The 23,426-nt window shown below is 66.4% G+C and carries 19 protein-coding genes; 12 read left to right on the top strand and 7 right to left on the bottom strand.

The window, feature by feature from the left end:
* The first annotated feature begins 366 nt into the window (after positions 1-366).
* The 6 genes from R2834_12225 (at position 367) to R2834_12200 (ending at position 7,449) form a co-directional block, all read left to right on the top strand.
* Positions 367-1,986 carry a hypothetical protein gene (locus tag R2834_12225; protein ID MEZ4701093.1) on the top strand — a complete coding sequence of 540 codons (1,620 nt, stop codon included), beginning with the start codon at positions 367-369 and terminating at the stop codon, positions 1,984-1,986.
* Positions 1,987-2,161: 175 nt separating this feature from the next.
* Positions 2,162-3,670, top strand: a complete 1,509-nt coding sequence (locus tag R2834_12220; GenBank protein ID MEZ4701092.1) for a hypothetical protein — start codon at positions 2,162-2,164, stop codon at positions 3,668-3,670.
* A complete protein-coding gene (locus R2834_12215; protein ID MEZ4701091.1) occupies positions 3,579-4,697 on the top strand; it encodes a T9SS type A sorting domain-containing protein in 1,119 nt (372 codons plus the stop codon). The genes R2834_12220 and R2834_12215 overlap by 92 nt, the downstream gene beginning before the upstream one ends.
* A 356-nt stretch (positions 4,698-5,053) precedes the next feature.
* Positions 5,054-6,352 (top strand): N-acetylmuramoyl-L-alanine amidase, encoded by a 1,299-nt coding sequence (locus R2834_12210; protein ID MEZ4701090.1) that lies wholly within the window; start codon positions 5,054-5,056, stop codon positions 6,350-6,352.
* A 21-nt stretch (positions 6,353-6,373) separates the two neighbouring features.
* Complete coding sequence (locus tag R2834_12205; GenBank protein MEZ4701089.1) at positions 6,374-6,904, top strand: adenine phosphoribosyltransferase; 531 nt, start codon at positions 6,374-6,376, stop codon at positions 6,902-6,904.
* Positions 6,905-6,909: 5 nt separating this feature from the next.
* A complete protein-coding gene (locus R2834_12200; protein ID MEZ4701088.1) occupies positions 6,910-7,449 on the top strand; it encodes a hypothetical protein in 540 nt (179 codons plus the stop codon).
* Positions 7,450-7,455: 6 nt separating this feature from the next.
* Here the strand turns inward: R2834_12200 and R2834_12195 are convergent, their stop codons facing one another.
* Positions 7,456-7,842, bottom strand: coding sequence for a RidA family protein (locus tag R2834_12195; protein ID MEZ4701087.1), 387 nt, complete (start codon positions 7,840-7,842; stop codon positions 7,456-7,458).
* A gap of 103 nt (positions 7,843-7,945) precedes the next feature.
* Here R2834_12195 and R2834_12190 point away from each other — a divergent pair, with 103 nt between their 5' ends.
* The 3 genes from R2834_12190 (at position 7,946) to R2834_12180 (ending at position 10,962) form a co-directional block, all read left to right on the top strand.
* Complete coding sequence (locus tag R2834_12190) at positions 7,946-8,749, top strand: SDR family oxidoreductase (GenBank protein ID MEZ4701086.1); 804 nt, start codon at positions 7,946-7,948, stop codon at positions 8,747-8,749.
* Between the two features lie 21 nt (positions 8,750-8,770).
* On the top strand, positions 8,771-9,301 hold the full coding sequence (locus tag R2834_12185; GenBank protein ID MEZ4701085.1) for a hypothetical protein: 531 nt from the start codon (positions 8,771-8,773) through the stop codon (positions 9,299-9,301).
* A 308-nt stretch (positions 9,302-9,609) separates the two neighbouring features.
* Complete coding sequence (locus R2834_12180; protein MEZ4701084.1) at positions 9,610-10,962, top strand: hypothetical protein; 1,353 nt, start codon at positions 9,610-9,612, stop codon at positions 10,960-10,962.
* 63 nt (positions 10,963-11,025) lie between these two features.
* Here R2834_12180 and R2834_12175 read toward each other — a convergent pair whose 3' ends face one another.
* The 6 genes from R2834_12175 to R2834_12150 form a co-directional block, all read right to left on the bottom strand.
* Positions 11,026-12,471 (bottom strand): DUF1501 domain-containing protein, encoded by a 1,446-nt coding sequence (locus R2834_12175; protein ID MEZ4701083.1) that lies wholly within the window; start codon positions 12,469-12,471, stop codon positions 11,026-11,028.
* A 95-nt stretch (positions 12,472-12,566) separates the two neighbouring features.
* Positions 12,567-15,107: a PSD1 and planctomycete cytochrome C domain-containing protein gene (locus R2834_12170; GenBank protein ID MEZ4701082.1), complete on the bottom strand. Its 2,541-nt coding sequence runs from the start codon at positions 15,105-15,107 to the stop codon at positions 12,567-12,569.
* Between the two features lie 282 nt (positions 15,108-15,389).
* Positions 15,390-17,171 (bottom strand): SLC13 family permease, encoded by a 1,782-nt coding sequence (locus R2834_12165; protein ID MEZ4701081.1) that lies wholly within the window; start codon positions 17,169-17,171, stop codon positions 15,390-15,392.
* A 124-nt stretch (positions 17,172-17,295) separates the two neighbouring features.
* Positions 17,296-18,936, bottom strand: a complete 1,641-nt coding sequence (locus R2834_12160) for a hypothetical protein (protein ID MEZ4701080.1) — start codon at positions 18,934-18,936, stop codon at positions 17,296-17,298.
* 157 nt (positions 18,937-19,093) lie between these two features.
* Positions 19,094-19,522, bottom strand: a complete 429-nt coding sequence (locus tag R2834_12155) for a hypothetical protein (protein MEZ4701079.1) — start codon at positions 19,520-19,522, stop codon at positions 19,094-19,096.
* Between the two features lie 131 nt (positions 19,523-19,653).
* Positions 19,654-20,172 (bottom strand): 2TM domain-containing protein, encoded by a 519-nt coding sequence (locus tag R2834_12150; protein MEZ4701078.1) that lies wholly within the window; start codon positions 20,170-20,172, stop codon positions 19,654-19,656.
* Between the two features lie 182 nt (positions 20,173-20,354).
* Between R2834_12150 and R2834_12145 the strand changes: the two genes are divergently transcribed.
* The 3 genes from R2834_12145 to R2834_12135 are packed head-to-tail and all read left to right on the top strand — an operon-like array spanning position 20,355 to position 23,391.
* Positions 20,355-22,268, top strand: a complete 1,914-nt coding sequence (locus R2834_12145) for a S8 family serine peptidase (GenBank protein ID MEZ4701077.1) — start codon at positions 20,355-20,357, stop codon at positions 22,266-22,268.
* Positions 22,269-22,294: 26 nt separating this feature from the next.
* Positions 22,295-22,984 carry a VIT family protein gene (locus tag R2834_12140; GenBank protein MEZ4701076.1) on the top strand — a complete coding sequence of 230 codons (690 nt, stop codon included), beginning with the start codon at positions 22,295-22,297 and terminating at the stop codon, positions 22,982-22,984.
* Between the two features lie 32 nt (positions 22,985-23,016).
* Complete coding sequence (locus tag R2834_12135) at positions 23,017-23,391, top strand: DUF1801 domain-containing protein (protein ID MEZ4701075.1); 375 nt, start codon at positions 23,017-23,019, stop codon at positions 23,389-23,391.
* Positions 23,392-23,426: the final 35 nt, after the last annotated feature.

The raw sequence follows: 23,426 nt of genomic DNA, 5'->3' as shown, positions 1-23,426 counted from the left end.
CCAGGCGTAGCGAGGCGGGAGGTTCCGGCGACCGTACACCCGAGCCGGCCTCCCGATCTCACTTTTAGGTCGCGCCCTATTCCCGGGGACTCATAACGAGAACACCCACTCTGCATGCCACGGCCGAAGCCCGGCGTGGCGCATGGCCCTGCGCCAGAAGCGCAGGCCCTGTGCGCCAAAAGAGGTTGGCATTGTAGGGCGATCTTTTGTTTTTTTCCGGGTCTGAGTTCTGGTCGACCCACACGCACCGCTCAGGTGCGATTTTTGTATATCCATCCGTTCATTGCCCCGACCATTCCAGCTGCCCCCCATCTGGATACCGCCTGCGACGCGCTCGCACAAACTTTTAGGCAGTAGTAGTACACGATGGGAAAAGCAACGCTCTTTCTTGTGGCGGCCATGGTCGCTGCGGGACTTATCACCCAGCATTTTGAGATATTCTCGAAGGACACCAACGATCTGAACTCCGAATACGGAGAACAGGTGGTGGCCCGGGATATCGCGCGATCGGCCTACAACCTGGCCTATGCGGAGGCAAAGCGCGATTTCGCGAACGCAGCCACCAATCTGGCCATCAACAACAAATCGTTCGGAGGCGGAACGTTCGACATCGTCCCGACGAAATACGGCGCCGACTCGCTTGTCCTCAATATCACCAGTCATATCGGCGATGCCGACTACCAGATCCGTACGACGCTGGTGGAGATCAGTCTGCTCGATGCCGCGCTGATCGTTGAAGCGCCGGATGCCGCGCCGACCATCAACGCGCCTACGGTCATTATCACGGGTGAAGATACCGATCCCCCGACGAACCCGAAGGGTCTCAAGGGCATGAATCGCTACGGCATCAAGGCGAACCGTCCGACGGTCGCGGGGCAGTTCGGAGCCGCTTTCGGGATTGGCCACAAAAACAAGGTTCGGGGGCTTCTCGGCAACGGAGCAGTCGGCGACGGCAGCATTGCAGCCGGCGCGTTTACGGCCGCGGTGCAGGATATCTACTCGGAAGGCCTGCTCGAACGTGACGGCTTTCCTCTATCTGGCGACATAAACACCCCGACGCCTCTCGGCTCCGACACGGCCCCGACGATCATCCAGGTGCTCGCGGGCAGCCGGGTCAAGAGCGGCGACGTGCTCCGTGGCACGGGACTCCTTCTCCTCGGCGATGATTTCGAGATAGAACCGGGCGGCCGCCTGGATTGGGAAGGTCTGGTGATTTCCAAGGGCGAAGCGAGCATCGACCTGCGCTATCGCGGCATCGTAAACGTCTATGGCAGCCACATCATCCTCCAGGGCTCATCCGCCTTCACGATGCCCGTGCCAGGGAAGCTGCACATCGCGTATCTCTATTCATCGGCCTATTATCAGTCGAGCATCAATATCCATCCCTATGGCATGGCGGCTCAGGAGGTCTTCGCTAGAGCGGCCAACAAGACGGCCACGATCACCGACGTTTGGGAGCAGGATTTCGAGCAGGGTCAGCAGGTGAACTTCTTTATCACCACCTGGCCTAGTGAGTACAGTCCCGATTCATACAACCACTATGCGCGCGGTCATGAGTCTGAGACGACCCATCACCCGTATGCCGATGTCGAGCAACTCGATGACCTCGGGTACCGCTGGCGGATCGGTTTCGAAGATATTGATGAACCCTCTGCGACGCCCGATTGGGACTACAACGACCAGATCATCGAGGTCCAGGTCATTCCGGACACGACGTGGACGCCAACCGATGAGGTCCTTTCTGATTGGTGGATGCCGGGCGACGGTAGCGGTGTGGGCGGCGGCGGTAGTGGCAGCGGTGGCGGTGGTGGCAGCGGTGGTGGAGGCGGTACATTGCCCGGTGCGACTACCCTTCGGCTCGAAATGCAGGGGAATATTGGCTTCTACTATAGCACGGAAGCCATTGCCCGACTGAACGATCGGCTCGCCTCTGTGAGGGAATCGCGCAGGATGATCGAGTTGAAACGTTCCGAAAAACCGCTCTGATCGACCTGACATAGCGTTTGGACCCAGCGAGGCGTCTGTTACCGGGCGCCTCGCTTCTTTTTTTGCGCCGGTTCTGGCACAGCATTGGCGGGACGGATGCGCGCCCCACTCGGCGCGTCGGTCGCGGATTCTTGCCGGCTGGCGCATGCACTCATCCACCCCATCCCATGTTTGTATGATGATTCACGTTACCGCGCTATGGCGTGCCGGCGCGCGCCGCAGCCGGCGTATCGCCTCGGTTCTGTCGTGCTGGATCCTGTCCGGCCTCTTTGTCTCGGCCGGCTTCGCCCAGGGGGGTGTACCGCGCTGGGACGACCGTTTTCAGGGATACGGCGTCGACGGCGCCATTTACGCGATGGCCATGGACGCCGCCGGGCACGTCTATGTCGCCGGTTCCTTCAACCGCGCCGGCGGGTTGCCGGCGAAGAATGTCGCCATGTGGGACGGCACCCGCTGGAGCGCGCTGGGCAAGGGCGTTGGCCAGTCGTCGGCTGATGCGGTCAATGCGCTTTTTTTCGGGAATGACGGGCGTCTGTATGCCGGCGGTTCGTTCGAAGCCGCGACGCAGTCCGACGGCGTCGTGATCGAGGCGAACAACCTCGCCGTGTGGGACGGTGTCCGCTGGGAATCGCTGGGATCCGGCGTAAACGACGAGGTGTTCGCGCTGGCTGGCGCAGCGAACGGCTCGGTCTACATCGGAGGCATCTTCTCACAGGACGGCCAGGGCGAGTTCGACCTCGGCAAGGTGGCCGTCTGGGACGGCAACGACCTTTCGCCCGTCGGCGACGGGCTCGGCACGTTCAGCTCGGTTTCGGTGCAGGCCTTTGCATTCGACTCGGCCGGCGACCTCTATGCCGCCGGCGCGAGCCTGGCGGGCGGCATCTTCAAGTGGGACGGCGCGACCTGGGCAGCCATCGGCGCGCCGCACAACGGCGCGGTCTACGCCATGGCGATCGACAGTCAGGACCGCATCTATGTAGGCGGCACGATGACCCAGGTGACGCAGCCCGACGCCTCGCTGGCGAGCGTCGGCCGGATCGCGCGATGGGAATCCACCGGGTGGGACCTGCTTGCGGGCGGCCTCAACACGGATGTGCGCGCGCTCGTCATCGACGATCAGGATCGGGTGTACGCCGGCGGCCTCTTCACGCGCACGCCGGGCGGCGGGATGACGCTCAACCACGTGGCGCTCTGGAACGACGCCTGGTCGCCCCTCGGCACCGGCGCCGGCGACGACCCGTTCGATGAAGTCAGCACGCTGCTGCTCGCGTCGGATGGCGCGCTGCTCGTCGGCGGCGATGTGTATTATATCGACGGGAAGATCGCCAACGGGTTCGGCATATGGCGGAACGGAGGCTGGGATACGGCCGGGGGCGAGGCCTCGGACAGCGAGGTGCACGCGCTGGCCTACGATGCGGCCGGCGGTGGCCTGTACGCCGGCGGCGCCTTTCTTATGCGGGAGCGGTCGCTTCTCGGGTGGGTCAATGGATGGCGATACCTGGTCCGCCGTCGGCGGCGGCGTGGATGGGGTTGTCCGGGCCGTGGCGGTCGGTGGCGACGGCACCGTGTATGTCGGCGGCGAATTCACCAGCGTGATTCAACCCGGTGGCGCGGCGCTCGAAGCGTTCAACATCGCCGCGTGGAACGGCAGCGCGTGGTCGGCGCTCGGGGAGGGGCTCGATGATACCGTCTATGCGCTCGCCATCGATGCCGACGGCGGGCTCGTCGCGGGTGGCGCCTTCGGTTACAACGGGCCCGGACAGATGGTGCTCAATTACGTGGCCCGCTGGGACGGCGCGGCCTGGAACGGGATGAGTGTGGGGATGGATGCCGATGTGCTCGCCCTCGCCGTCGCGTCGGACGGGACGCTCTACGCCGGCGGCGCGTTCACGGCGGCGGATGGCGCGGCGAATGCGGCCCATCTGGCGCGGTGGACGGGCTCGGCCTGGGAAGGACTCTCGGCGGACGCCCTGATCGATAACACCGTACGCACGCTGGCCGTGGACGACGCCGGCATGCTGTACGCCGGCGGCGACTTTACGAGTGTGACCAACAACCTGGTGGCGGGGTATGTCGTCGGGTGGGACGGCGCCCAGTGGGTGTTTCTCGGCGGCGCGCAGAGCAACGGGGTGACCGGGTGCTGCGTGACGTCGCTTGCCGTGGCCTCGGACGGGGCGGTTATCGTCGGCGGTAGTTTCGAGGGGGCGAATCGCCCGGTGGGTCCGCCGGTCGCGGTGGCGGGGCTGGCCTCCTACGCCGGCGGCGCGTGGGAAGCGCTTGCGTCGGGCATCGACGGGTCGCCCGCGGCGATGGCCGTCAACGGCGCCGACCTCTACGTAGGCGGCGCGTTCAGGGTGGCCGGCGGGTTCGCCTCGTCGCATCTCGGGCGGTGGAGCGTAAACGTGTCGTATGTGTCGACGGAGGACGGGGAGCCGGCGCTGCCCGAAACCCACGCGCTTTCGGCCGTGTATCCGAACCCGTTTAACCCCACGGCCCACTTTTCGTTGAACATCCGGGAAACGCAGGATGTGCGGGTGGATGTATACGACATGCTCGGCCGGCGCATCGCGCAACTCTATCAGGGCGTGATGACGGGGGGCGTGACGCACGAGTTCGCGCTCGAGGCCGGCGCCTGGCGCAGCGGCACCTACCTGATCCGGGTTACCGGCGCGGGTTTTACGGATACACGGAGCGTCGTCCTGTTGAAGTGAGGGGGAGGGGGGTCCAGGTAGCAGGTTTAAGGTTTAAGGCGACGCGCCATTTCCTGAACCTTAAACCTGCTACCTTGAACCTGATTTCCCAAGTGCATCTCTTGTGAAACCTGAAGTTTTACTTTAAGTTAGAGCGGAGGATAGCACGTAGGTGGGCCGTCGCACGCGGGCATGGTCTGAAGAGCGCAGGTCGATTGCGCTGATGGCGCATGCATCGTGGGGAGCTGGTGCTTATTTTTGTTACCTACCTGCTGATACAAGGAAGAATGGCCGGCATTTCTCGCGGTCGAGTTCCTTGTAACGAAAGAAAACAGCGAGTAACCTCGTTTTCTTGCGATTTGCACTTGAACGCAGCAATGTTCAACCGATTCCATTCGACGATCCGCTATACCCTGGCGCTGGCTTGCCTGGCTCTTGCCGCCATGCCTGTCCAGGCCGACACCGTCATCCGCCGTGTTTCGTTCGCCACGCGGTCGGACGGGCAGGGCATGGTCATCCGTCTGCATACGGATCAGCCCATCAGCGCGTACAGCGAACCGCGCATGAGCAACGAGCACGCGCTCGAGATCATTCTCTTTAACGCGGCGCTGGCCGCGGATTACAAGCTGGACAACCCGTTTCTCCCGATCCGCGACGTGTCGGTAGAGGAGCGCAACGGTCACCTCCTGTTCCGTTTCAACATCGAGGATCAGGTCACGGTGGAGGCTGCCGCTTACCCGGACAACCGCACGAGCGACCTGCTGGTGGGGCTTTCCATGCTGGCCCGGCACACGGAAGCCGTCGCCGCCGACATCAATACGGCCGGCCAGCCGTCGTCCTCCGCCCGGCTGGGCGCGGCGCCGGAGCCGTCGGCGACCCCTGCCCGGTCCACGAACGTAAATCCTTCCGCGGCCAACGATACGCCGATCCCGGTGCGCCCGAAGTCGGCGTCCATGTCCGGTGAACGGTGGCAGCTGGACACCATCGTGATCGACGCCGGCCATGGTGGCCACGATCCCGGCGCCTCGGCGAACGGCGTGCGCGAAAAAGACCTCAACCTGGCCGTAGCGCTCAAGCTCGGGCGTTATCTGGAAGAATTGCTGCACGTGAACGTCGTCTATACCCGCACGGACGACCGGTTCATCGAACTTCATGAGCGCGGCAAGATCGCCAACCAGGCCGGAGCCAAGCTCTTTATCTCGATCCATGCGAATGCCTTCCCCAAAAAGCCGCAGGTGCGGGGGACCGAGACCTATTTCCTCGGGATGCACAAGACCGACGAAGCGCGGGATGTGATCGAGCGCGAAAACAGCGTGGTCAAGCTGGAAGACAACCAGGATCATTACGTCGACTTTTTCCAGAACAGCATCCTGCGGTCGCTGGCGCTGAGCGCGAACATGCGCATGAGCGAAAAGCTGGCGGCCAAGGTCAATCAGGAATTCGTCGAACGCGCCCGCCGGCCCAGCCGCGGCGTCAAACAGGCCGGCTTCATCGTCCTGTGGGCCGCCTCGATGCCGGCCATTCTCGTCGAGATGGGCTATGTGACGAACCGCTTCGAGGCCGCCTACCTCAACAGCGAGCAGGGCCAGGATTATCTGGCGAGCGCGATCTACCGCGCCGTGCGCGACTACAAGGCGGAATACGAAAAGGGTCTCGAACTCGCCACGACGCGCTGACCCCTCCACAGCCCCCACAGCATGCCTTCCCTCTCCGCACTGCGTGAGGCGGTGCGCACCGTACCGGACTTCCCGACGCCGGGCATCCTGTTTCGGGACATCACGCCGATCCTGTCCGACCCTCACCTTTTGGGCCGGGCCGTGCAGTTGCTCGCCGAGCCCTATGCGTCCGCCGGCATCACCAAAGTCGCTGCCATGGAGGCCCGCGGGTTCATCCTGGGCGCGGCCCTCGCCCGCGAACTGGGAGCCGGCTTCATTCCCATCCGTAAAAAGGGAAAACTCCCTTTCGACACCCACGTCGCCTACTACTCGCTGGAGTACGGATCCGACGCCCTGGAAGTCCATGTGGACGCCTGCGCACCGTCGGACCGCGTCCTGATCCACGATGACGTCATCGCCACGGGAGGCACGGCGCTCGCGGCGATCGAACTCATCGAGCAGGCCGGCGGGGACGTCGCAGGGATGTCGTTCCTGGTCGAACTCGAGGCCCTCAGAGGACGCGACGCGTTTGCGCAACGCCGCGTGCCCGTGCAAAGCCTCATCATCTACTGAAGCCCATGAGCCTCATCCGGCGCATGTATGTGGCGACGCTCGGCGTTTGCCTCATCCTGCTTGGCGGCTGCGATACACTGGAAGAAACCGGGGTCATCACCCTGCAGCCCGCGACCGCGGAACTGAGCTTCCGGTTTTCCAACACCCAGCAGGGCATCTCCCGGGAAGTCACGGCCGAGTCGTCCGTCAATCTGGAGAGCTTTCTGAACGACAACCAGTACACGCGGTCCGACGTGGTGGCGGCGCGGGTCACGGGGGCGCGTATACGGATCACGACGCCGTTTCAGGAAAATCTGGCGGTGCTGTCGGATCTCGAACTGGCGTTGCAGTCGAATCAGGACGGGCCGGACGCCATCGCCACGCTCGCTGATCCGCCGGCAGACAAGAACGCGAGCATGAGCGTGCTGTCCGGCCGATCGATCACGTCTTACGTCCAGGGAGGCCCCTTTCAAGGCGTGTTATCCCTGGTGGGCCAGAAAGATGTGGAGGACGAATATCTGCTCTTCGTGACCCTGACGATCGAGGTCGACGTCGAAGGGATCTAGCGCGCCTCAGCGCACCGCCACGCAGGAGATCTCGACGCGCGCGCCGCGGGGCAGGGCGGTAACGCATACGGCCTCGCGAGCCGGCGCCATCTCATCGAAATACCGCGCATACACTTCGTTGACCAGCGCGTAGTCGTTCATGTCGGTCAGATACACCGTGCACCGCACGACGTTGTGGTACGACATGTTGGCTGCCTTCAGCACGGCGCCGAGGTTTTCGAGCACGCGTTCCGCTTCATTCTCGACGGAGTCGGTGATCATGGCGCCGCTTTCCGGATCGATCGCGATTTGCCCGGAGCAATACAGGGTATCGCCAGACAGAATGGCCTGGCTGTATGGTCCGATGGCGGCGGGCGCCTGATGCGTCTTGATGCTCGAACGCGGGGTAGACATATGCCGGAAAACGCTAAACGATGTGGAGTGTGCATGTGATCGCACAGGGCCTTAACTTCTGGCCTGAAGGGCCTGAAATCAAACGAATTATACACTAAGAATCATGGACCTGGGCTTGATGGGCAGGGTAGCGCTGGTCTCTGGCGCGAGCGGCGGACTCGGTTTCGCCACGGCGGAGGCGCTGGCGCGCGAGGGATGCCGGGTGGCGATCGGCTCCAGGGACCGCGCGCGCATCGACGAGGCAGCCGCCCGGTTGCGCGCGCAGGGCGCCGAGGTGCTCCCGCTGGTCTGCGACGTGCGGGACGAAACCCAGATCGCGCGCGCCGTCGCGGCGGTGGCCGAGGCGTTCGGGGGGCTCCACATCCTGATCGCCAACGCCGGCGGCCCGCCGGCCGGTTACATCGACGACTTCGACGCGAACCAGTGGCGCGAGGCGCTCGAACTCAATCTCCTCGGGACGATCAACCTGTGCCGGCATGCGCTGCCGCATCTGCGCGCGGCCGCCGCCGCGCCCGATCCGCTCGCCCGCATCCTGATGATCACTTCGGTGTCCGCCAGGCAGCCCATCCCGAACCTGTACCTCTCGAACACGGCGCGTGCCGGCGTGCAGGGCTTCGCGAAGAGCCTCTCGGAGGAGCTAGGTCCGGCCGGCATCACGGTCAACACGATCCTGCCGGGCTATACACAAACGGACCGACTGGGCGAACTGGCGGACGCCATCCAGCAGCGCACCGGGCAAACCCGGGATGCCATCGAAGCCTCCTGGGCCGAGGCCAACGCGCTGAAGCGGCTCGGCACGCCGCAGGAATTTGCCGCCGTCGCGGCATTTCTCGTTAGCAAGCCGGCGGCGTACATTACCGGCATCGGGCTGGCCGTCGACGGCGGCCGTATCAAACACCTTTTCTGACCCCCATCACGGCATCCCATCATGCGATTTCCGACTCCCCGCCTGTTGCTTCTCGTCCTCCCGCTCGTCGCGATGACGGCGCCTTCCGCGGCGCAGAACGTCCAGCCCCCGCCGCCGTGCGCCGCGGCCGACGATCCCTACCGGGCGTTCGACTTCTGGGTCGGCTCGTGGGATGTGATGCTGGCGAACGGCAACAAGGCCGGCACCAATCGGATCGAGAAGACGGAAAATGGCTGTTTACTGCTCGAAAACTGGACGGCCGCCCGCGGGACGACGGGCAAAAGCATGAACTATGTGGATCCGACGGACGGCCGGTGGCGCCAGGTCTGGGTGGATCAGGGCGGTTCGGTGATCTATCTCGCCGGGGGCGTCGAGCACGGCGCGATGAAGCTCTCGGGCGAGCTGATCGATGCGGCCGGCAACCGCTCCCTCCTGCGCGGCACCTGGATCCCGCTCAACGCCCAGCTCGTCCGCCAGCTTTTCGAGCAGTCGCTCGACAACGGCGCCACGTGGTCGACCTGGTTCGACGGGTACTATCATCGGACGGAGTAAGGGGAGGGGGAGTTCGAGGTTCAAGGTTCGAGGTTCAAGGAGTACAAGCCATTGAACCTTGAACCTCAAACCTTGAACTTCATCAACATTCTCCGCCGGCACAAACCTTGCCCTGCGACCGCGCAGCGCGGTATGGCGCTCCGAAGCGGTGTAATTTTCCGTCAAGAACCGTCCGTAGGTAAGCGCGTACTAACCGACATGCAACGGCGCACGCCGTTGCCCGCCAACAGCTCCCCGGCTTTGCATATCCCTTTCAAGTAGTCGCCGGCGTATCACGTCTTCTCTTTGCGCCGGGGAGCACCAACGACATGTCTATTCGTGGCGATCTGCTGATGCCAGCGCCCACGCACGCGACCCAGTTTCCGGGCGGTGCGGTGAGCTCTTACCTCCTTCCGATTACGATGGGCATCGACTGGGGGACCTCCTTCACGAAGGTGGTGCTCCGGACCGCCGGCCGCGCCTTTGCCGTGCGTTTCGACGACGCCGCGCTGGGCATCGACGCCTTTCTGCTGCCATCGCTCCTGCATCTGGACGATCGCGGCCGGGCGTTCCATCGCCGGCGTTCCGGAGGGCAAAACCTGGGGGGGCTCAAGATGGAGCTCTTCCGCCTGGCCGACACCGGAGAATCCGCCGACGAAAACGGCGCGCTCGCGGTGGTCTACCTCGCCGGCGTGATCCGCCGCGCGCGTACGTGGTTCCTCCGCGAGCAGGCCGCCACCTTCCGCAGTTGCCGGCTTCGGTGGAGCATCAACCTGGGCATGCCGGCGGAAGACTTCGGCAACGAAAGCCTCGTGGAACGGCTGTTCACCATCGTCCAGGCGGCCTGGCATCTGTCCACGCAGCCGGGCCCCCTGCGCGTCGAGACGGCGCGGTACGTGTGGCGCGACGTGGTGACAGGGCATGCGCTGCCCGGTCTCGATTGCGAGCAGGTGGATGTGCTCCCGGAGATCGCCGCGCAGGTGGTGGGGTACTCCCACGAAACCCGGGCGCGTTCCGGCCTCCGGGTGCTGATGGATATCGGGGCGATGACCGTCGACCTCGCGGGTTTCGCGCTGTTCGACCCGGAGGGCGCGGAACGGTTTGCGTGTTACGGCACCCAGGTCAGCCATTTCGGCGTCCAGAACCTGCACCGGAACCGGATTCGGTATCTCCTCAGCGCGCTTGAGGGCAAGCCGCTCGAGAACGAGACCTTCGTCCGCCTCCAGATGGCGATGCGGAAGATGGAGGACCCCGGGCAGCCGGTGCCCCGCAGCGTGCGCCCGTATCTGTCGGGTCAGCTGCGGACCCTCGTGAGCGCGCCCGAACATCCGGACGGCGACATGGCCGAACGCTGCCGCCAGGCGCTGCATGCCCAGCTCTCGATGTTGTGGAAGCAGAAGGCGATGCACCAGCGGAGCTGGAAGGAAGGGCTGCCGATCTTCATGTGCGGCGGCGGATGCACGCTGCCGGTGTACCAGCAGGCGGTGCGCGAGGTGAGCGATCGGTGGCGGGCCTTCGCCGGCGTGGGGGCGTTCCGGCTGTTTACGCTGGCTCCGCCGGCCGACCTCGACGCGCCCCGTCTCGCGCCGGCGTATTATCACCGCCTCTCGGTCGCCTACGGCCTGAGCTATCCGGCGGAAGAAATCAGCGCCCTGCAGATCGCCCGCCCCGAACCGGTATAAACAGGGGAAACCGCGTGGAGGCAGGGGGGCATCAAGGCCCTGCGGCCCGGCCCGGCGCGCGCCTCACGCGAGGAGCGGCGCCACCACCTTGCCGTGCACGTCCGTCAGCCTGAACCGCCGGCCCTGGTGGCGATACGTCAGGCGCTCGTGGTCGATGCCCAGCAGATGGAGCACCGTGGCCTGGAGGTCGTGGATGTGCACCCTGTCCTCCGTCGCGTTGAACCCGAACTCGTCCGTGGCGCCATAGCTCATGCCGGGGCGTACGCCTCCGCCGGCCATGAACACCGTAAAGGCGTACGGATGGTGGTCGCGGCCCCAGACGTCGTAGTCTTCGATCTTGCCCTGGAGAAACGGCGTACGGCCGAACTCGCCGCCCCAGATCACGAGGGTGTCGTCCAGCAGGCCGCGCTGTTTGAGGTCCTTGATCAGCGCCGCGCTCGGGGCGTCGGTATCCTGGCACTGGATCTTGAGTTGGTGGTTCAGATTCCGGTGCTGATCCCAGCCGGCGTGCATCACCTGGACGAAGCGGACGCCGCGCTCGGCGAGCCGGCGGGCCATGAGGCAGTTGTAGGCATAGCTGCCCTGGCGGTGGACGTCGGGCCCGTACATCTCGAGCACGTGCGCCGGCTCGGTTGAGAGATCCGTCAGCTCGGGCACGCTGGCCTGCATCCGGTACGCCATCTCGTACTGGGCGATGCGTGTGGCGATCTCGGGGTCGCCGTAGGCGTCGAGGTTGAGTTCGTTGAGTTGCGCCAGGTCGTCGAGGATGCCGCGGCGCATGGACGTGCTCATCCCGTCCGGGTTAGACAGATAGAGCACGGGGTCGCCGCTGCCCCGGAATTTGACGCCCTGGAACCGGGTGGGAAGGAAGCCGCTGCCCCAGTAGTAGTCGTAAAAGATCTGTCCGCAGCTGGCCTCCTTGTCGCGCGAGGTCATCACCACAAACGCCGGCAGGTCCTGGGTGTCGCTGCCGAGTCCGTACGTCAGCCACGAGCCCATGCTGGGCCGGCCGGGGATTTCGGCGCCGGTGAGCAGAAAGGTGATGGCCGGCGCATGGTTGACAGCCTCGGTGTGCATCGACTTCACGAAGCACAGGTCGTCCGAGATCTCCGCGATGCGGGGGAGGAAATCGGACACCCAGGCGCCGCTCTGGCCGTGTTGGGCGAAGTTGGTGATGGGGGAGAGCACGGGCCGGTCCGTCTGCCCGCCGGTCATGGTGCTGAAGCGCTTGCCGTCGGTCAGTGAGTCGGGGATCTGCGTGCCGTGCCACTGCTTCAGCGCGGGCTTGTAGTCGAAGAGGTCGACGTGCGAGGGGGCGCCGTTCTGGAAGAGGTAGATGACGCGTTTGGCTCGCGGAGCGAAGTGGGGGAGGTCGGGCAGGGCCGCGCCGGGGGCGCCGCCGCTGCCGGCGAGCAACGAGCCCAGGGCTGCGGCGCCGATGCCGGCGGAAAACCGGCCAAAGAACTGGCGACGCGTGATCGTCGCGTGCATCTCGCGGATGGGATTCATGGCGGTTTAGGAGATTGGGAGTATGGGGTTTGGGAGATTGGCGGTATGGGGGTGTGGGAGATTGGGCACGTTGAGGCGTACTCCCCCATACTAACCTACTGCTTTGTCAGCGTTTCGTCGAGGTTCAGGATCAGGGTGGCGAGGCCGGCATAACTGGCGGCTTCACGGGCGTCGAGGGCCTCGTTGCGCGGGTGTTCGCCCACGGCCAGGAGCTGCTCGGCCGCGCCGGGTTCGGCATCGAACTGTTCGCGCAGGGCGGCGAGCCGGCCGGCGAGGATGGCCCGTTCGGCATCCGTCGGGTAGCGGGCGGTGGCGAGGCGGAACGCGAGATCGATCCGCTCGGCGTCGGTGGATGCCATCGTCATCACCCGTTCGCCCATGACGCGCGCGGCCTCGACGTAGGTGATGTCGTTGAGCGTGGTCAGGGCGTGGAGCGGTGTGTTCGTGCGCGATACGTTGACCGTACACGTCTGCCGGGCCGACGTGTCGAACAGCATGGTCGGGCCGACGATGCGGCGCCAGAAGGTATAGAGGGTGCGGCGATAGAGGGCCTCCCCGTGATCCTGGACGTAGGTGCGCTGTCCGAAGGTGGCTTCCTCCCAGATGCCTTCCGGCTGATAGGGGTAGACCGGCGGTCCGCCGAGGGAGTCGGCGAGCAGCCCTGCGACGGCCAGCGCCTGGTCGCGCAGCATCCACGACGGCATTCGGAAGCGCGGTCCGCGCGCCAGCAGCCGGTTTTCCGGGTCGCGTTCGTGGAGGGCCGGATCGACGACCGACGCGCGCCGGTAGGCCTCGCTCAGGACGATCTTCCGGTGGAGCGCCTTGACGTCCCAGCCCGACTCGACGAAGTCCACCGCCAGCCAGTCGAGCAACTCCGGATGTGACGGCTTTTCGCCCTGCACGCCGAAATCTTCGGCGGTCTTGACGAGTCCGACGCCGAAGAAGGCCTGCCAGAAACGGTTCACAGTGACCCGCGCCGTGAGCGGGTGTTCGGGGCGGACGAGCCACCGGGCGAGCGCGAGCCGGTCGTTCGCGGCGTCGCCGGCGAGCGCGGGCAGGAACGCCGGCACGTCGCGCGACACGGTTTCGCCGGGCTTGTTGTACACGCCGCGCTCGAGGATGGCCGTCGTCCGGGGCTCCGGCCGGCTGTCCATCACCATCACGCGCACGTTGGCGTTGTTCTGGCGGTCGCGGGCGTTGACCGCGTCGCGGAGGCGGCCCAGCTGCGCGGCATAGGCCGGTTCGCGCTCCTTGAACGCCGCGATGAGCAGGCCGAGGTAGTAGCTGCTGCGCTTCTCCGGCGTGAGCTTGAGGGCGTCGACGTTTTCCCCGATCAGGCCCGAGGCGTTAGGGGAGTCGGCGGCCGTCTGGCCGGCGGGGCGGGGGAAGAGGCCGAGTTCGGTCGCCGCGACGCGCCGGGCTTCGGCATCGACGACCGCCTGAAGCTCCTCGATGCGCGCCAGATCCTCGGGGGTGCTGAGGTCGAGCACGGGCTCGACCTTGCCGTGTGCGTAGCCGCCTTCCTCGGAGGTCTGGTTGAAGTAGTCGTAGAACTGATAGTACTCTTTCTGCGTCAGCGGGTCGAACTTGTGGTCGTGGCAGCGGGCGCAGGTGACGGTGAGGCCCAGCCAGACGGTGCCGAGCGTCTCCACGCGGTCGAAGACGTTTTCGACGCGCGTTTCTTCCGGGATGCGACCGCCCTCGCCGTTGTACATGTGATTCCGGTTGAATCCCGTGGCGAGCACGGCTTCGACGCCGGCATCGGGTAGCAGGTCGCCGGCGAGCTGTTCGACAGTGAACCGGTCGTAGGGCATGTTGCTGTTGATGGCGCGCACGACCCAATCGCGCCAGGGCCACATGGTCCGCGTGGGGTCCCCCTGGAATCCGTTGGTGTCGGCGTAGCGGGCGGCGTCGAGCCAGTCCCACGTCCAGCGTTCGCCGTACGCCGGCGAGGCCAGGAGGCGGTCCACGACGCGCTCGTAGGCGTCGGGTGCGTCGTCGGCGAGGAAGGCGTCCAGGTCTTCGAGCGTGGGCGGCAGCCCGGTGAGGTCGAGCGTGACGCGGCGGAGGAGGGTTTCGCGGGGCGCCGGGGGAGCCGGCTCGATGCGTTCGCGTTCGAGCCGCGCGTCGATGAAACGGTCGATCGGATTATCGGACTGCGCGCGTCGGCGGGTGGGCGGCAGGGGGGCCTTGACGGGCGGGATGAACGCCCAGTGCGGCTTCCATTCCGCCCCCTGTTCGATCCATTTGACGAGAACGGCCTTGTCCTGGGCCGAGAGGACCAGGTTCGACTCCGGCGGCGGCATCATCGCGTCCGGGTCGTCGGACAGGATACGCTGGACGAGGACGCTTTCGGGGAGGCTGCCCGGGACGATGGCGTAGCCTCCAGAGTCGAGGCGCGTCGCCAGCGCGCCCTCCTCGATATCCAGCCGCAGATCCGCCTCGCGCGCGGCCTCGTCGGGCCCATGGCACTTGTAGCACCGGTCCGACAGGATGGGGCGGACGTCGAAGTTGAAGTCGACGCGCTCCGGGGCGTCCGAATACGCCCGCGCGACGTCGCGCGGCAGATCGCCGCGGCAGGCGGCCAGGCTGAGGGCGAGCAGGATCGGGAGCGATAGCGAGAGAAACCGATGCATGGTCGTCGGACGACTTGGGAAAGGGGTTCCAGAACATACAACCACGGGCTCGCAATGTCAGCAGGCGTGGACTTTGAGATCGGTCCGACCGTGAGATTTCTTGTCGACGAGGCCACGTTGCTCTCCCGATCTTTCGCCTGCTCTAGCTTCGCGCCACATGTCGGCGGCTCACCGTCTCGGCGATCGGTTCACGAGCCGGCCCGTCCTCGTGGCCCACGGACGGCCGACTGAATCCCAACCCTTCACGCGGTGGATCGCTACGGACGCAGGGAGGCGCGCGTTTTATCGCAGCCAGATCCACCAGATCATGCCGAGCGCCGTGGTCATGGTGATGGCGTTGAGGGGGAGGCCGGACCGCAGGTAGTCCTTCGTCCGGTATCCGCCGGCGGACATCACCATCAGGTTGGTCTGGTACCCGAACGGCGTCGCGAACGCGAGGGACGCCGCGAGGGCGATGGCGACCGCGAAGGGCAGCGGGTCCGCGTCGACCCGGTGCGCCACGTCCATCGCTACGGGCAGCATCAACGCCCCCACGGCATTGTTGGACAGCAGCTCCGTGAGGATCATGGTGGCGCCGTAGAGGATGCAGAGGGACCAGAACGCGCTCTGGCCGGCGGTGAGCGCGACGACGCCTTCGGCCGCCATCGCCCCGAGACCGGACGACCGGACGGCCTCGCCGACGGCCAGCGAGGCGCCGATCATCAGGATCAGCCCGGTGTCGATCCGGTACCGCAACTCGGCGAGCGGGACGCATCCGGTGAGCATCATCATCAGCGCGGCCAGGAACGCGGCCGTCACCAGCGGGAGCCAGCCCAGCGCTGCGGTGACGACCATCCCCGCGAAGAGCGCCAGGGCCAGCGAGGCCTTCTCGCGAGGGGGCTTTTTTTTCTCCCGCCGGCAGGGCGCCACCAGGTAGAAGTCGTCCCGCAGCAGGTTCGAGCGCCGGTCGAACCCCGGCAGCGCCTCGATGAGGAGCAGGTCGCCCGGGCGCAGCTCGATGCGGCCAAGGGATGCGAGCACGCGTTCGTTTTTCCGGAAGATGGCCAGGACCACCCCCTGGAACCGGTCCCTGAACTGCACGTCGCGGATCGTTTTGCCGACGAGGGATGACGAGGCGGCGATGACCGCCTCGAACAGCGGGAGCTGTGCATCGTGCGCGTCGTCGACACGCGGGATCGCGCGGCCGATGCCCGGCATCTGGAGGAGGCGATCCAGCGCGGCGTGCCGGCCCACGAACGTCAGCACGTCGCCGGCTCGCAGCGGCTCGGCCGGCGACACCATGCCGATCAGGTGGCCATCCCGATGGATGTGGCTCAGGAAGGCGTCGCCGAGCGCGCGGAGGCCGGCCTCCTCGATGGTCTTGCCATCCAGCACCGAGTCGCCGGGGAGGCGCACGTCGAACTGGTATTCTTCCGTCCGCTCCTCCGTAAAGGCGAACGCGCCCTCGGAACGCACCGTGTCCGGCAGGAAGCGATGGCCGATCAGCGCGAAATAGAGGATGGCGACCAGCGCCACCGGGAGGCCGACGCCCGTCTGATCGAAAAACGACAGCGGGGCGCCCGTCGCCTCGAGGTACAGCCCCGAGATGACGAGGTTGGTGGACGTCCCCATCAGCGTGATCGTCCCCCCGAGCACCGCCGCGTACGACAGCGGCAGCAGCACGCGCGAGGCCGGGATCTGCATCTTCGCCGTCCAGCGCTGGAGGGCGGGGATGAGCATCGCCACGAGCGGCGTGTTGTTCACGACGGACGACAGCAGGGCGACGGGGAGCATCAGGCGGAGCGTGAGCGTAAAGCCGCTGCCGCGTTTTTCGGGCAGGAAGCGATCGACCACGCTCAACGCCTCGGTGTGCTGCACGCCGGCGGCGATGACGAGTAGCGACGCGATGGTGATGCAGGCCGCGTTGGAGAAGCCGGCGAACGCCGTTTCCGGCGTGAGCACGCCGGCAAGCAGCAGGAGCCCCACGCTCGCCAGCATCATGAACTCGGTGCGGAGCCACTCGCGCAGGAGTCCGGCCACCATCACGGCAAGGATTACGGCGGTTACTACCGCGTCGATTGGCATGGATGTCCTCGTTGAATCCGATGGGCTCAGACCTTTCGCTTCCGGAAGATCTTCCCGAAAGACCAGACCGTCAGGGCGATCACGAGCATCCAGCTCAGGAACATGAAGGCGAAGGAGGGCAGGGTCATGGCGATACCTCGTTCAGGGGGGCAGGGTGCTGCACGACAGGCGCTTCTTCCGCTTCACGGAAGCCGGCGCGGTCGTCGTAGCGATGGCGCCGCCAGGCGACGCGGATCAGGAGGAGGAAAACCAGGACGATGGCGACGAGCAGGGCGCGCGAGGCCGTCACGTAGGGCATCGCCTCGGGCGCGTACGGGGCGCCGTTGGGGTCCCTGGCGAGCGACAGGATGGGCCACGCCTCGGTGATGCCCCACCACAGGAAAATGGCGATCAAGTAGGCCGGCGTGACATAGGTCATGATCAACTTGAAGATGCCCGGCAGCCGCACATCCGCACCCTCGTGGAGGTCGCGCCACGCGTTGTCGGGCTTGAACACCCACATGTAGAGCACGACCTCGATGACGGCGAAGAGCGACAGGCCGAAGGTGCCGGCCCAGTAATCCCACTCATCCAGGAAGCCGTATTCGAGCCACCGGATGTGGCAGAGCCCGAAGGCGAGGACGACGGCGCCGAGCCCCCAGGCCACGTGTTCGCGCTTGAAACCGAATTCCTCGCGGAAGAAGGCGAGCACCGGAGTGGCCATGGCGACGGACGACGTGATGCCGGCGAAAAACAGCAGGCCGAACCACATGAACCCGAGCAGCGGACCCATCGGGAGCTGCTGGAAGACGACGGGCATGGTGGCGAAGCCGAGGTCGAACGAGCCGGAGGCGGCGATCTGGGTGACCCCGGTGACCCCGAAGAATACGACTGCGGCGGGGATGGCGATCGTCCCGCCGAGGATGACTTCGGCCGTCTCGTTGGTCGCCGCCGTGGCCAGTCCGGAGAGGATGAGGTCGTCCTTCCGGCTCAGGTAGGAGGCGTAGGCCTGGAGGGTGCCCATGCCCACGGAGAGCGTGAAAAAGATCTGCCCCGCCGAGGCGAGCCAGACGCCGGCGTCGCCGAGGCCCGAGAGATCCGGGTTGTAGATGAAGGCCAGGCCGTCCGCCGGCGTCGCGCCGATGCCCGGGCGCGCCGGGAGGAACAGCACGACCGCCGCCAGGATGGCCGCGAAAACGAACAGGATGGGCATGCCGATCCGGGCGAGCCGCTCGATGCCGCCGGCGATGCCCTTCGACACGACCCAGACGTTGACGCCCAGCGTGATCCCGAAGAACACCAGCGGCTTCCACATGCCGGCGAGGCCCGTCGTCCCGAAGGCCTGGAATCCATGCAGGAAGCCGACCATCGCCTCCTGCGTCTCCAGCCCCCAGTAGCTTTTCGTCACCGAAAAAAACGTGTAGGCGAGCGTCCAGCTTTCGATGTAGGTGTAGTAGGTCAGGACGAGGAGCGGGACGGCGAGCCCGACCACGCCGAGGTATTTCGCCGCCGGATGTTTCCACAACGCGGCGAACATGCCCGGGACATGTCCCTTGCGAAACCGGCCGGCATGCCGGCCCACGCCCCACTCGATCCACATCAGCGGGATGCCGAGGAGCAGCAGCGCGACGAAATAGGTGATCATGAACGAGCCGCCACCGTGGTTGGCGGCCTGCGTCGGGAAGCGGAGGAAGTTGCCGAGGCCGACCGCGTTGCCGGCCATGGCCAGAATGAGGCCGATGCGCGAGCCCCAGGCTTCGTGCGAGGAATGGGATAGGGTTGACATACGTAGGCGCAGAAAATGGAACCGGGAGGGGCGTGGACAGCGCAGACTGCCCCCTGTCTCGAACCGTGGGGGTGCGCTGAGGAACGGATTGGAGGTCGTGACCGCCGGACAGGCGCGAGCGAACGGTATCGGCCGGCCGCACGACGGCGGCGGCCCGCTATATCCGGTAGATGTGCAGGAGACGGTGGAGCGAGAGGACGGCTTCCACGAGGCCGACATGCGCGTCGTCGCTGGCGCGCGCGGCGGTCAGACGGGCGATGCGCTGCGCGAGCGACGGATGCCACGCCAGGTCAGGCCGGGTGCGGTAGGAGGTGGATTCGACGCGCTTTTCTTCGGACCCGGAGGACGACGTGTCGTCCTGCAGGGGGCGCCAGGTCGGGTGGGCGACGGGGGCGGTGGGGGAGTGCACGTGCGCAACGGCCCCGCCCTGCGGCTCGGCGACCGAGCTGTACGCGGAGCTGTACATGGAGCTGTACATGGAGCTGTAACCGGCGCACCCGAGCAGGGCGACCCCGACGATCGCGAGGAGGAGGCACGCTCCCGTGGAGCGCGCGAGGAGGAGGGACGCGTAAACCCGTGATGCCATGTGACGACCTCCGGCCTGTGCAGGCGCCGGCAAGACGCAGCGACGAGCGGCGTGCGTGTCGCTCATCGAGGGGGTTTAACACGGCGTTTTGGCGAAGTTTCTGGCGCGCAGAAATATCGCCGCGGCGGGCCTCAGGACGGCCGAACGGCAGTGCGCTGGCGGGTCTCGTGGGGATCTACCCGGAGTTCGTCCATCGACGACTGATCCCACTGTTCGCTCGCGATGATCGCCTCCAGGTGTTCGATGCGTTTCTGCAGCTGCTGGGACGCCTCGGTCTCCTTGACGGGCCCGGCGCCCGCCGGCGACTTGAGCTTTTCGATGGCCTGAATCAGCGTGAACTGCTCCTCCGGCATCTCCTCGCCATTCATCAACTCGTAGATCATCCGCTCTTCCCAGGCTTTCGTCTTTTTGCCCTTCCAGCCGAACACGCGCCGCGCGTGCGCGAACAGGAGGCTTCCGGTTAGGACGAGCGGGGGAAGGAAGATCGGGCCGGCATTCTGGGCCTCCGTGATGTTGAGCGTGATCGCGAACACGTTCACGGCGAAGAACGCGGCCAGATGGAAATAAAAGCGGGCTTCTTCGTGTTTCCGATCCTTGAAACTGGCGAGGAGGCCTTTGGCTTCGCGGCGCGTCATCATGGGTGTGCTCATGGTTGTGTCAAAAGAAGAGGTGACGGTGCGTACGGTAGGCTGCGGAGAAAGTTGGGGGCAGGGCGCGTTGACCGGCAGGCGTTTATATCGCGCAATGTACTATCTTCCGATACGCCTTCCAACGCGGGCGGTCCGTTTGCCGCCATCTCGCTCATCATGTTGCCCGCCTTTCCGCGATCGGTATGTTCGAACGGTTTATCATCCTCGTCGTGCTCCTGACGCTGACGTATGCGCCGGCGCGGGCCGACGATAAGGTGCGCTCGGAAACCCGCGTAGACCGCCTCCATGCGATGGGCTACACCGGGCAGGGCGTGATCGTCGCCGTGCTCGGCAGCGGCATCGACTACGCGCATCCCGACTTCCGCCGCGCCGACGGCACCAGCCGCATCCTGTATCTGTACGACATGACGGACGACGCCGGCGCCGGCGCGCCGGAAAACCTTTTCGGCCTGGGCACCATCTACTCCCGCGCCCAGATCGAGGCAGCGCTCGCCTCGGGCGTCCGGCTCGCCGCGCGCGACGCGGGCGGGCAGGGCACCGCGGCGGCCGGTCTGGCGGCCGGCAACGGACTTGCGAGCGGCGGGCTCTATGCGGGCATGGCGCCCGATGCCGAACTCATCGTCGTCAAACTCGTGGGCGGCGCGCCGGCGCATGGCGACGAGCCCGCCGAGCCGGAGGCCGGCGTGCGCGACATCGAGGCGGCGCTGGATTTTGTCATCCAGAAAGCCGCTGAAGAAGGGCTGCCCTTTGTGGCGCTCGCCAACATCGACCGGATCGGCGGCGTGCCCGACGGGACGACCGCCTGGGCGCGCGCCGTCGACGCCCGCTTCGGGGACGCCTTCCCCGGGCGCGTCTTTGTCAGCGGCTCCAGCGACGCCGGCGGCACGGCCAACCACGCGGCCGGCTTCGTCCCCCGCGACGCGTCCGTCGACCTGCTCATCCACAAGGGCGAGCCGGATGCGCTCCGCCTGGAACTGTGGTACAGCGGTGGGGACCGGTTCGACGTCACGGTGGTCGCGCCGGACGGCACCTTCGGTCCGTACCCGGCTCCCCAGAACAACGGTGAGCAGGACGAACGGCAGGAGGCCGGCTTCACCTATTTCCACAACGGCGCGAACGTCGATTTCTGGGAAGCCGGCAGCCAGCGCCGGGAGATCGCGATCGACTTCGCCACCCCGGGCGACTATACGGTCCGGTTGACCCGCACCATCGGTCTTGACGGCCGGTTCGACGCCTTCCTCGAACCCGCGCGGCTTTCGGACGGCGCCGGCAACTTCTTCGCCTCCCTGGCCGTCCCGGGCTACACGGTGTGGGATATGGCCAGCTCCCAGACCAGCATCACCCCCGGCGCCTACGTGCTGCGGGAGGGCTGGACCGATGTCGACGGCGTCGCGCACGACGCGGGCGATGCGGGTGACCTCGGCGACCTCTGGGCCGGCAGCGGCGTTGGCCCGACGGTCGACGGCCGCTACGGGATCTCGGTCGGCGTACCGGGGGATGTGCTCGTGGCGCCGTATGCGCCCCGCTCGGTGTATGCGGCGGACCGAAGCCGGGTCGTGCTGGACGACGGGGCCGGCGGGATGTATGGCATCCACCGCGGCGTGACGGCCGCGGCGCCGGTGACCGCCGGCATCGTGGCGCTGCTGCTCCAGGCGGACCCGCTGCTGAGCGCCCTCGATGCCCGCGCCACCCTCCAGCAGTCGGCCCGCGACGACGCCTTCACCGGCGACACCCCGAATCCCCGGTTCGGCTACGGGAAGATCGACGCCTACGCCGCCATGGCGCGTATCGTCGAGCTTCCGGACGCCATCCAGCTTTCGGATGCGCTGCCAGCGGGGCCGGCCCTGACGGAAAGTTACCCGAACCCCTTTCGCGACGCGGCCACGATCCGGTTCGCCCACGCGGCATTCGGTCCCGCCCGGCTGGCGGTGTATGACCTGCTCGGCCGCGAAGTGGCCGTGCTCCACGACGCCTTCCTGGCCCCAGGGATCTACGAGGCGTCGCTGGATGCGTCGGCCTTGCCGGCCGGCGCCTATGTGCTCCGGCTCGATGCCGGCGGCGAGGTGCGCAGCCGGGTGGTTGTCCGGGTGAGATAATCGGACCCCAACCAGACTCTGCATCCATGCCCCACCTCGAACGACATCGAACCCATCGCATCGGATGGCTGCGCGCCGCCGTCCTCGGCGCGAACGACGGCATTGTCTCGACCGCCAGCCTCGTGCTGGGCGTTGCGGCGTCGAATGCTTCTTCGGAGAGCGTGCTCGTCGCGGGCGTCGCCGGCCTCGTCGCGGGCGCGATGTCGATGGCGGCGGGAGAATATGTCTCCGTGAGCTCGCAGGCCGATACGGAGCGCGCCGATCTCGACAAGGAGCGCCGCGAGCTGGCCGAGGATCCTGTGTTCGAGCGGGATGAGTTGACGGCGATCTACGTCGAGCGCGGCCTGGACCCGGCGCTTGCGGGCCAGGTGGCCGATCAGCTGATGGCGCACGACGCGCTCGGCGCGCACGCGCGCGACGAACTCGGCATCTCCGAGACGCTGACGGCGAAACCCGTGCAGGCCGCGCTGGCCTCGGCCGGCACGTTCGCGGTGGGTGCGGCCCTGCCGCTCCTCGTCGCCGCACTATCCCCGGCGCCGGCGCTGCTCTGGGCGGTGGGTTTGAGTTCGCTGCTGTCGTTGGCCTTGCTGGGCGCGGTTTCAGGCGGCGCCGGCGGCGCCTCGATGGGGGTCGCGGCGTTGCGCGTGACCTTCTGGGGCGCGCTCGCGATGGCGCTGACCGCCGGCGTGGGCGCGCTGTTCGGCGTGGCGGCGTAAAGGTGCTGTATGATCAAAAAGCTATCCGAACGGTGAAATCAGAAAGCCTCGACGCCTTCCTGGCGCAACTCGATCATCCCCGCAAGGCGGACATCCTGGCGCTGCGCCGGCTCATCCTGGATGCCGACGCGTCGATCTCGGACGGCGTCAAATGGAATTCCCTGAGCTTCCGGACGACGGAGTGGTTCGCGACGGTGCATCTTCGGGCGAAGACCGGCGTGCAGCTCATCCTGCATCTCGGGGCCAGGGTGCGCGAGCAGCCGGGCATCACGATCGCCGATCCGGCCGGCCTGCTGACGTGGCTCGGGAAAGATCGGGCGTCGGTGACGTTTCGGGATCTTGCCGATATCCAGGCCCGGGAAGACGCGTTTTCCGAGCTCATTCGGGCCTGGATCGGTTTCGTTTGATGTGGGGGGATCGCCGTGCGGAGTGGGCGTAAGGG

The sequence above is a fragment of the Rhodothermales bacterium genome, from assembly GCA_041391505.1.
GTDB lineage: Bacteria > Bacteroidota > Rhodothermia > Rhodothermales > JAHQVL01 > JAWKNW01.
The sequence above is the reverse complement of the archived record's forward strand: the minus strand, read 5'-3'. Positions and strand labels throughout refer to the sequence as shown.

What these genes read in the sequence shown, in the direction of transcription:
- R2834_12160 (MEZ4701080.1), bottom strand. Translation starts at nt 18,936, where the DNA reads ATGTCAACCCTATCCCATTCCTCGCACGAAGCCTGGGGCTCGCGCATC.
- R2834_12170 (MEZ4701082.1), bottom strand. Translation starts at nt 15,107, where the DNA reads ATGCATCGGTTTCTCTCGCTATCGCTCCCGATCCTGCTCGCCCTCAGC.
- R2834_12155 (MEZ4701079.1), bottom strand. Translation starts at nt 19,522, where the DNA reads ATGGCATCACGGGTTTACGCGTCCCTCCTCCTCGCGCGCTCCACGGGA.
- R2834_12165 (MEZ4701081.1), bottom strand. Translation starts at nt 17,171, where the DNA reads ATGCCAATCGACGCGGTAGTAACCGCCGTAATCCTTGCCGTGATGGTG.
- R2834_12175 (MEZ4701083.1), bottom strand. Translation starts at nt 12,471, where the DNA reads ATGAATCCCATCCGCGAGATGCACGCGACGATCACGCGTCGCCAGTTC.
- R2834_12190 (MEZ4701086.1), top strand. Translation starts at nt 7,946, where the DNA reads ATGGACCTGGGCTTGATGGGCAGGGTAGCGCTGGTCTCTGGCGCGAGC.
- R2834_12180 (MEZ4701084.1), top strand. Translation starts at nt 9,610, where the DNA reads ATGTCTATTCGTGGCGATCTGCTGATGCCAGCGCCCACGCACGCGACC.
- R2834_12185 (MEZ4701085.1), top strand. Translation starts at nt 8,771, where the DNA reads ATGCGATTTCCGACTCCCCGCCTGTTGCTTCTCGTCCTCCCGCTCGTC.
- R2834_12195 (MEZ4701087.1), bottom strand. Translation starts at nt 7,842, where the DNA reads ATGTCTACCCCGCGTTCGAGCATCAAGACGCATCAGGCGCCCGCCGCC.
- R2834_12200 (MEZ4701088.1), top strand. Translation starts at nt 6,910, where the DNA reads ATGAGCCTCATCCGGCGCATGTATGTGGCGACGCTCGGCGTTTGCCTC.
- R2834_12205 (MEZ4701089.1), top strand. Translation starts at nt 6,374, where the DNA reads ATGCCTTCCCTCTCCGCACTGCGTGAGGCGGTGCGCACCGTACCGGAC.
- R2834_12140 (MEZ4701076.1), top strand. Translation starts at nt 22,295, where the DNA reads ATGCCCCACCTCGAACGACATCGAACCCATCGCATCGGATGGCTGCGC.
- R2834_12225 (MEZ4701093.1), top strand. Translation starts at nt 367, where the DNA reads ATGGGAAAAGCAACGCTCTTTCTTGTGGCGGCCATGGTCGCTGCGGGA.
- R2834_12150 (MEZ4701078.1), bottom strand. Translation starts at nt 20,172, where the DNA reads ATGAGCACACCCATGATGACGCGCCGCGAAGCCAAAGGCCTCCTCGCC.
- R2834_12210 (MEZ4701090.1), top strand. Translation starts at nt 5,054, where the DNA reads ATGTTCAACCGATTCCATTCGACGATCCGCTATACCCTGGCGCTGGCT.
- R2834_12145 (MEZ4701077.1), top strand. Translation starts at nt 20,355, where the DNA reads ATGTTCGAACGGTTTATCATCCTCGTCGTGCTCCTGACGCTGACGTAT.
- R2834_12220 (MEZ4701092.1), top strand. Translation starts at nt 2,162, where the DNA reads ATGATGATTCACGTTACCGCGCTATGGCGTGCCGGCGCGCGCCGCAGC.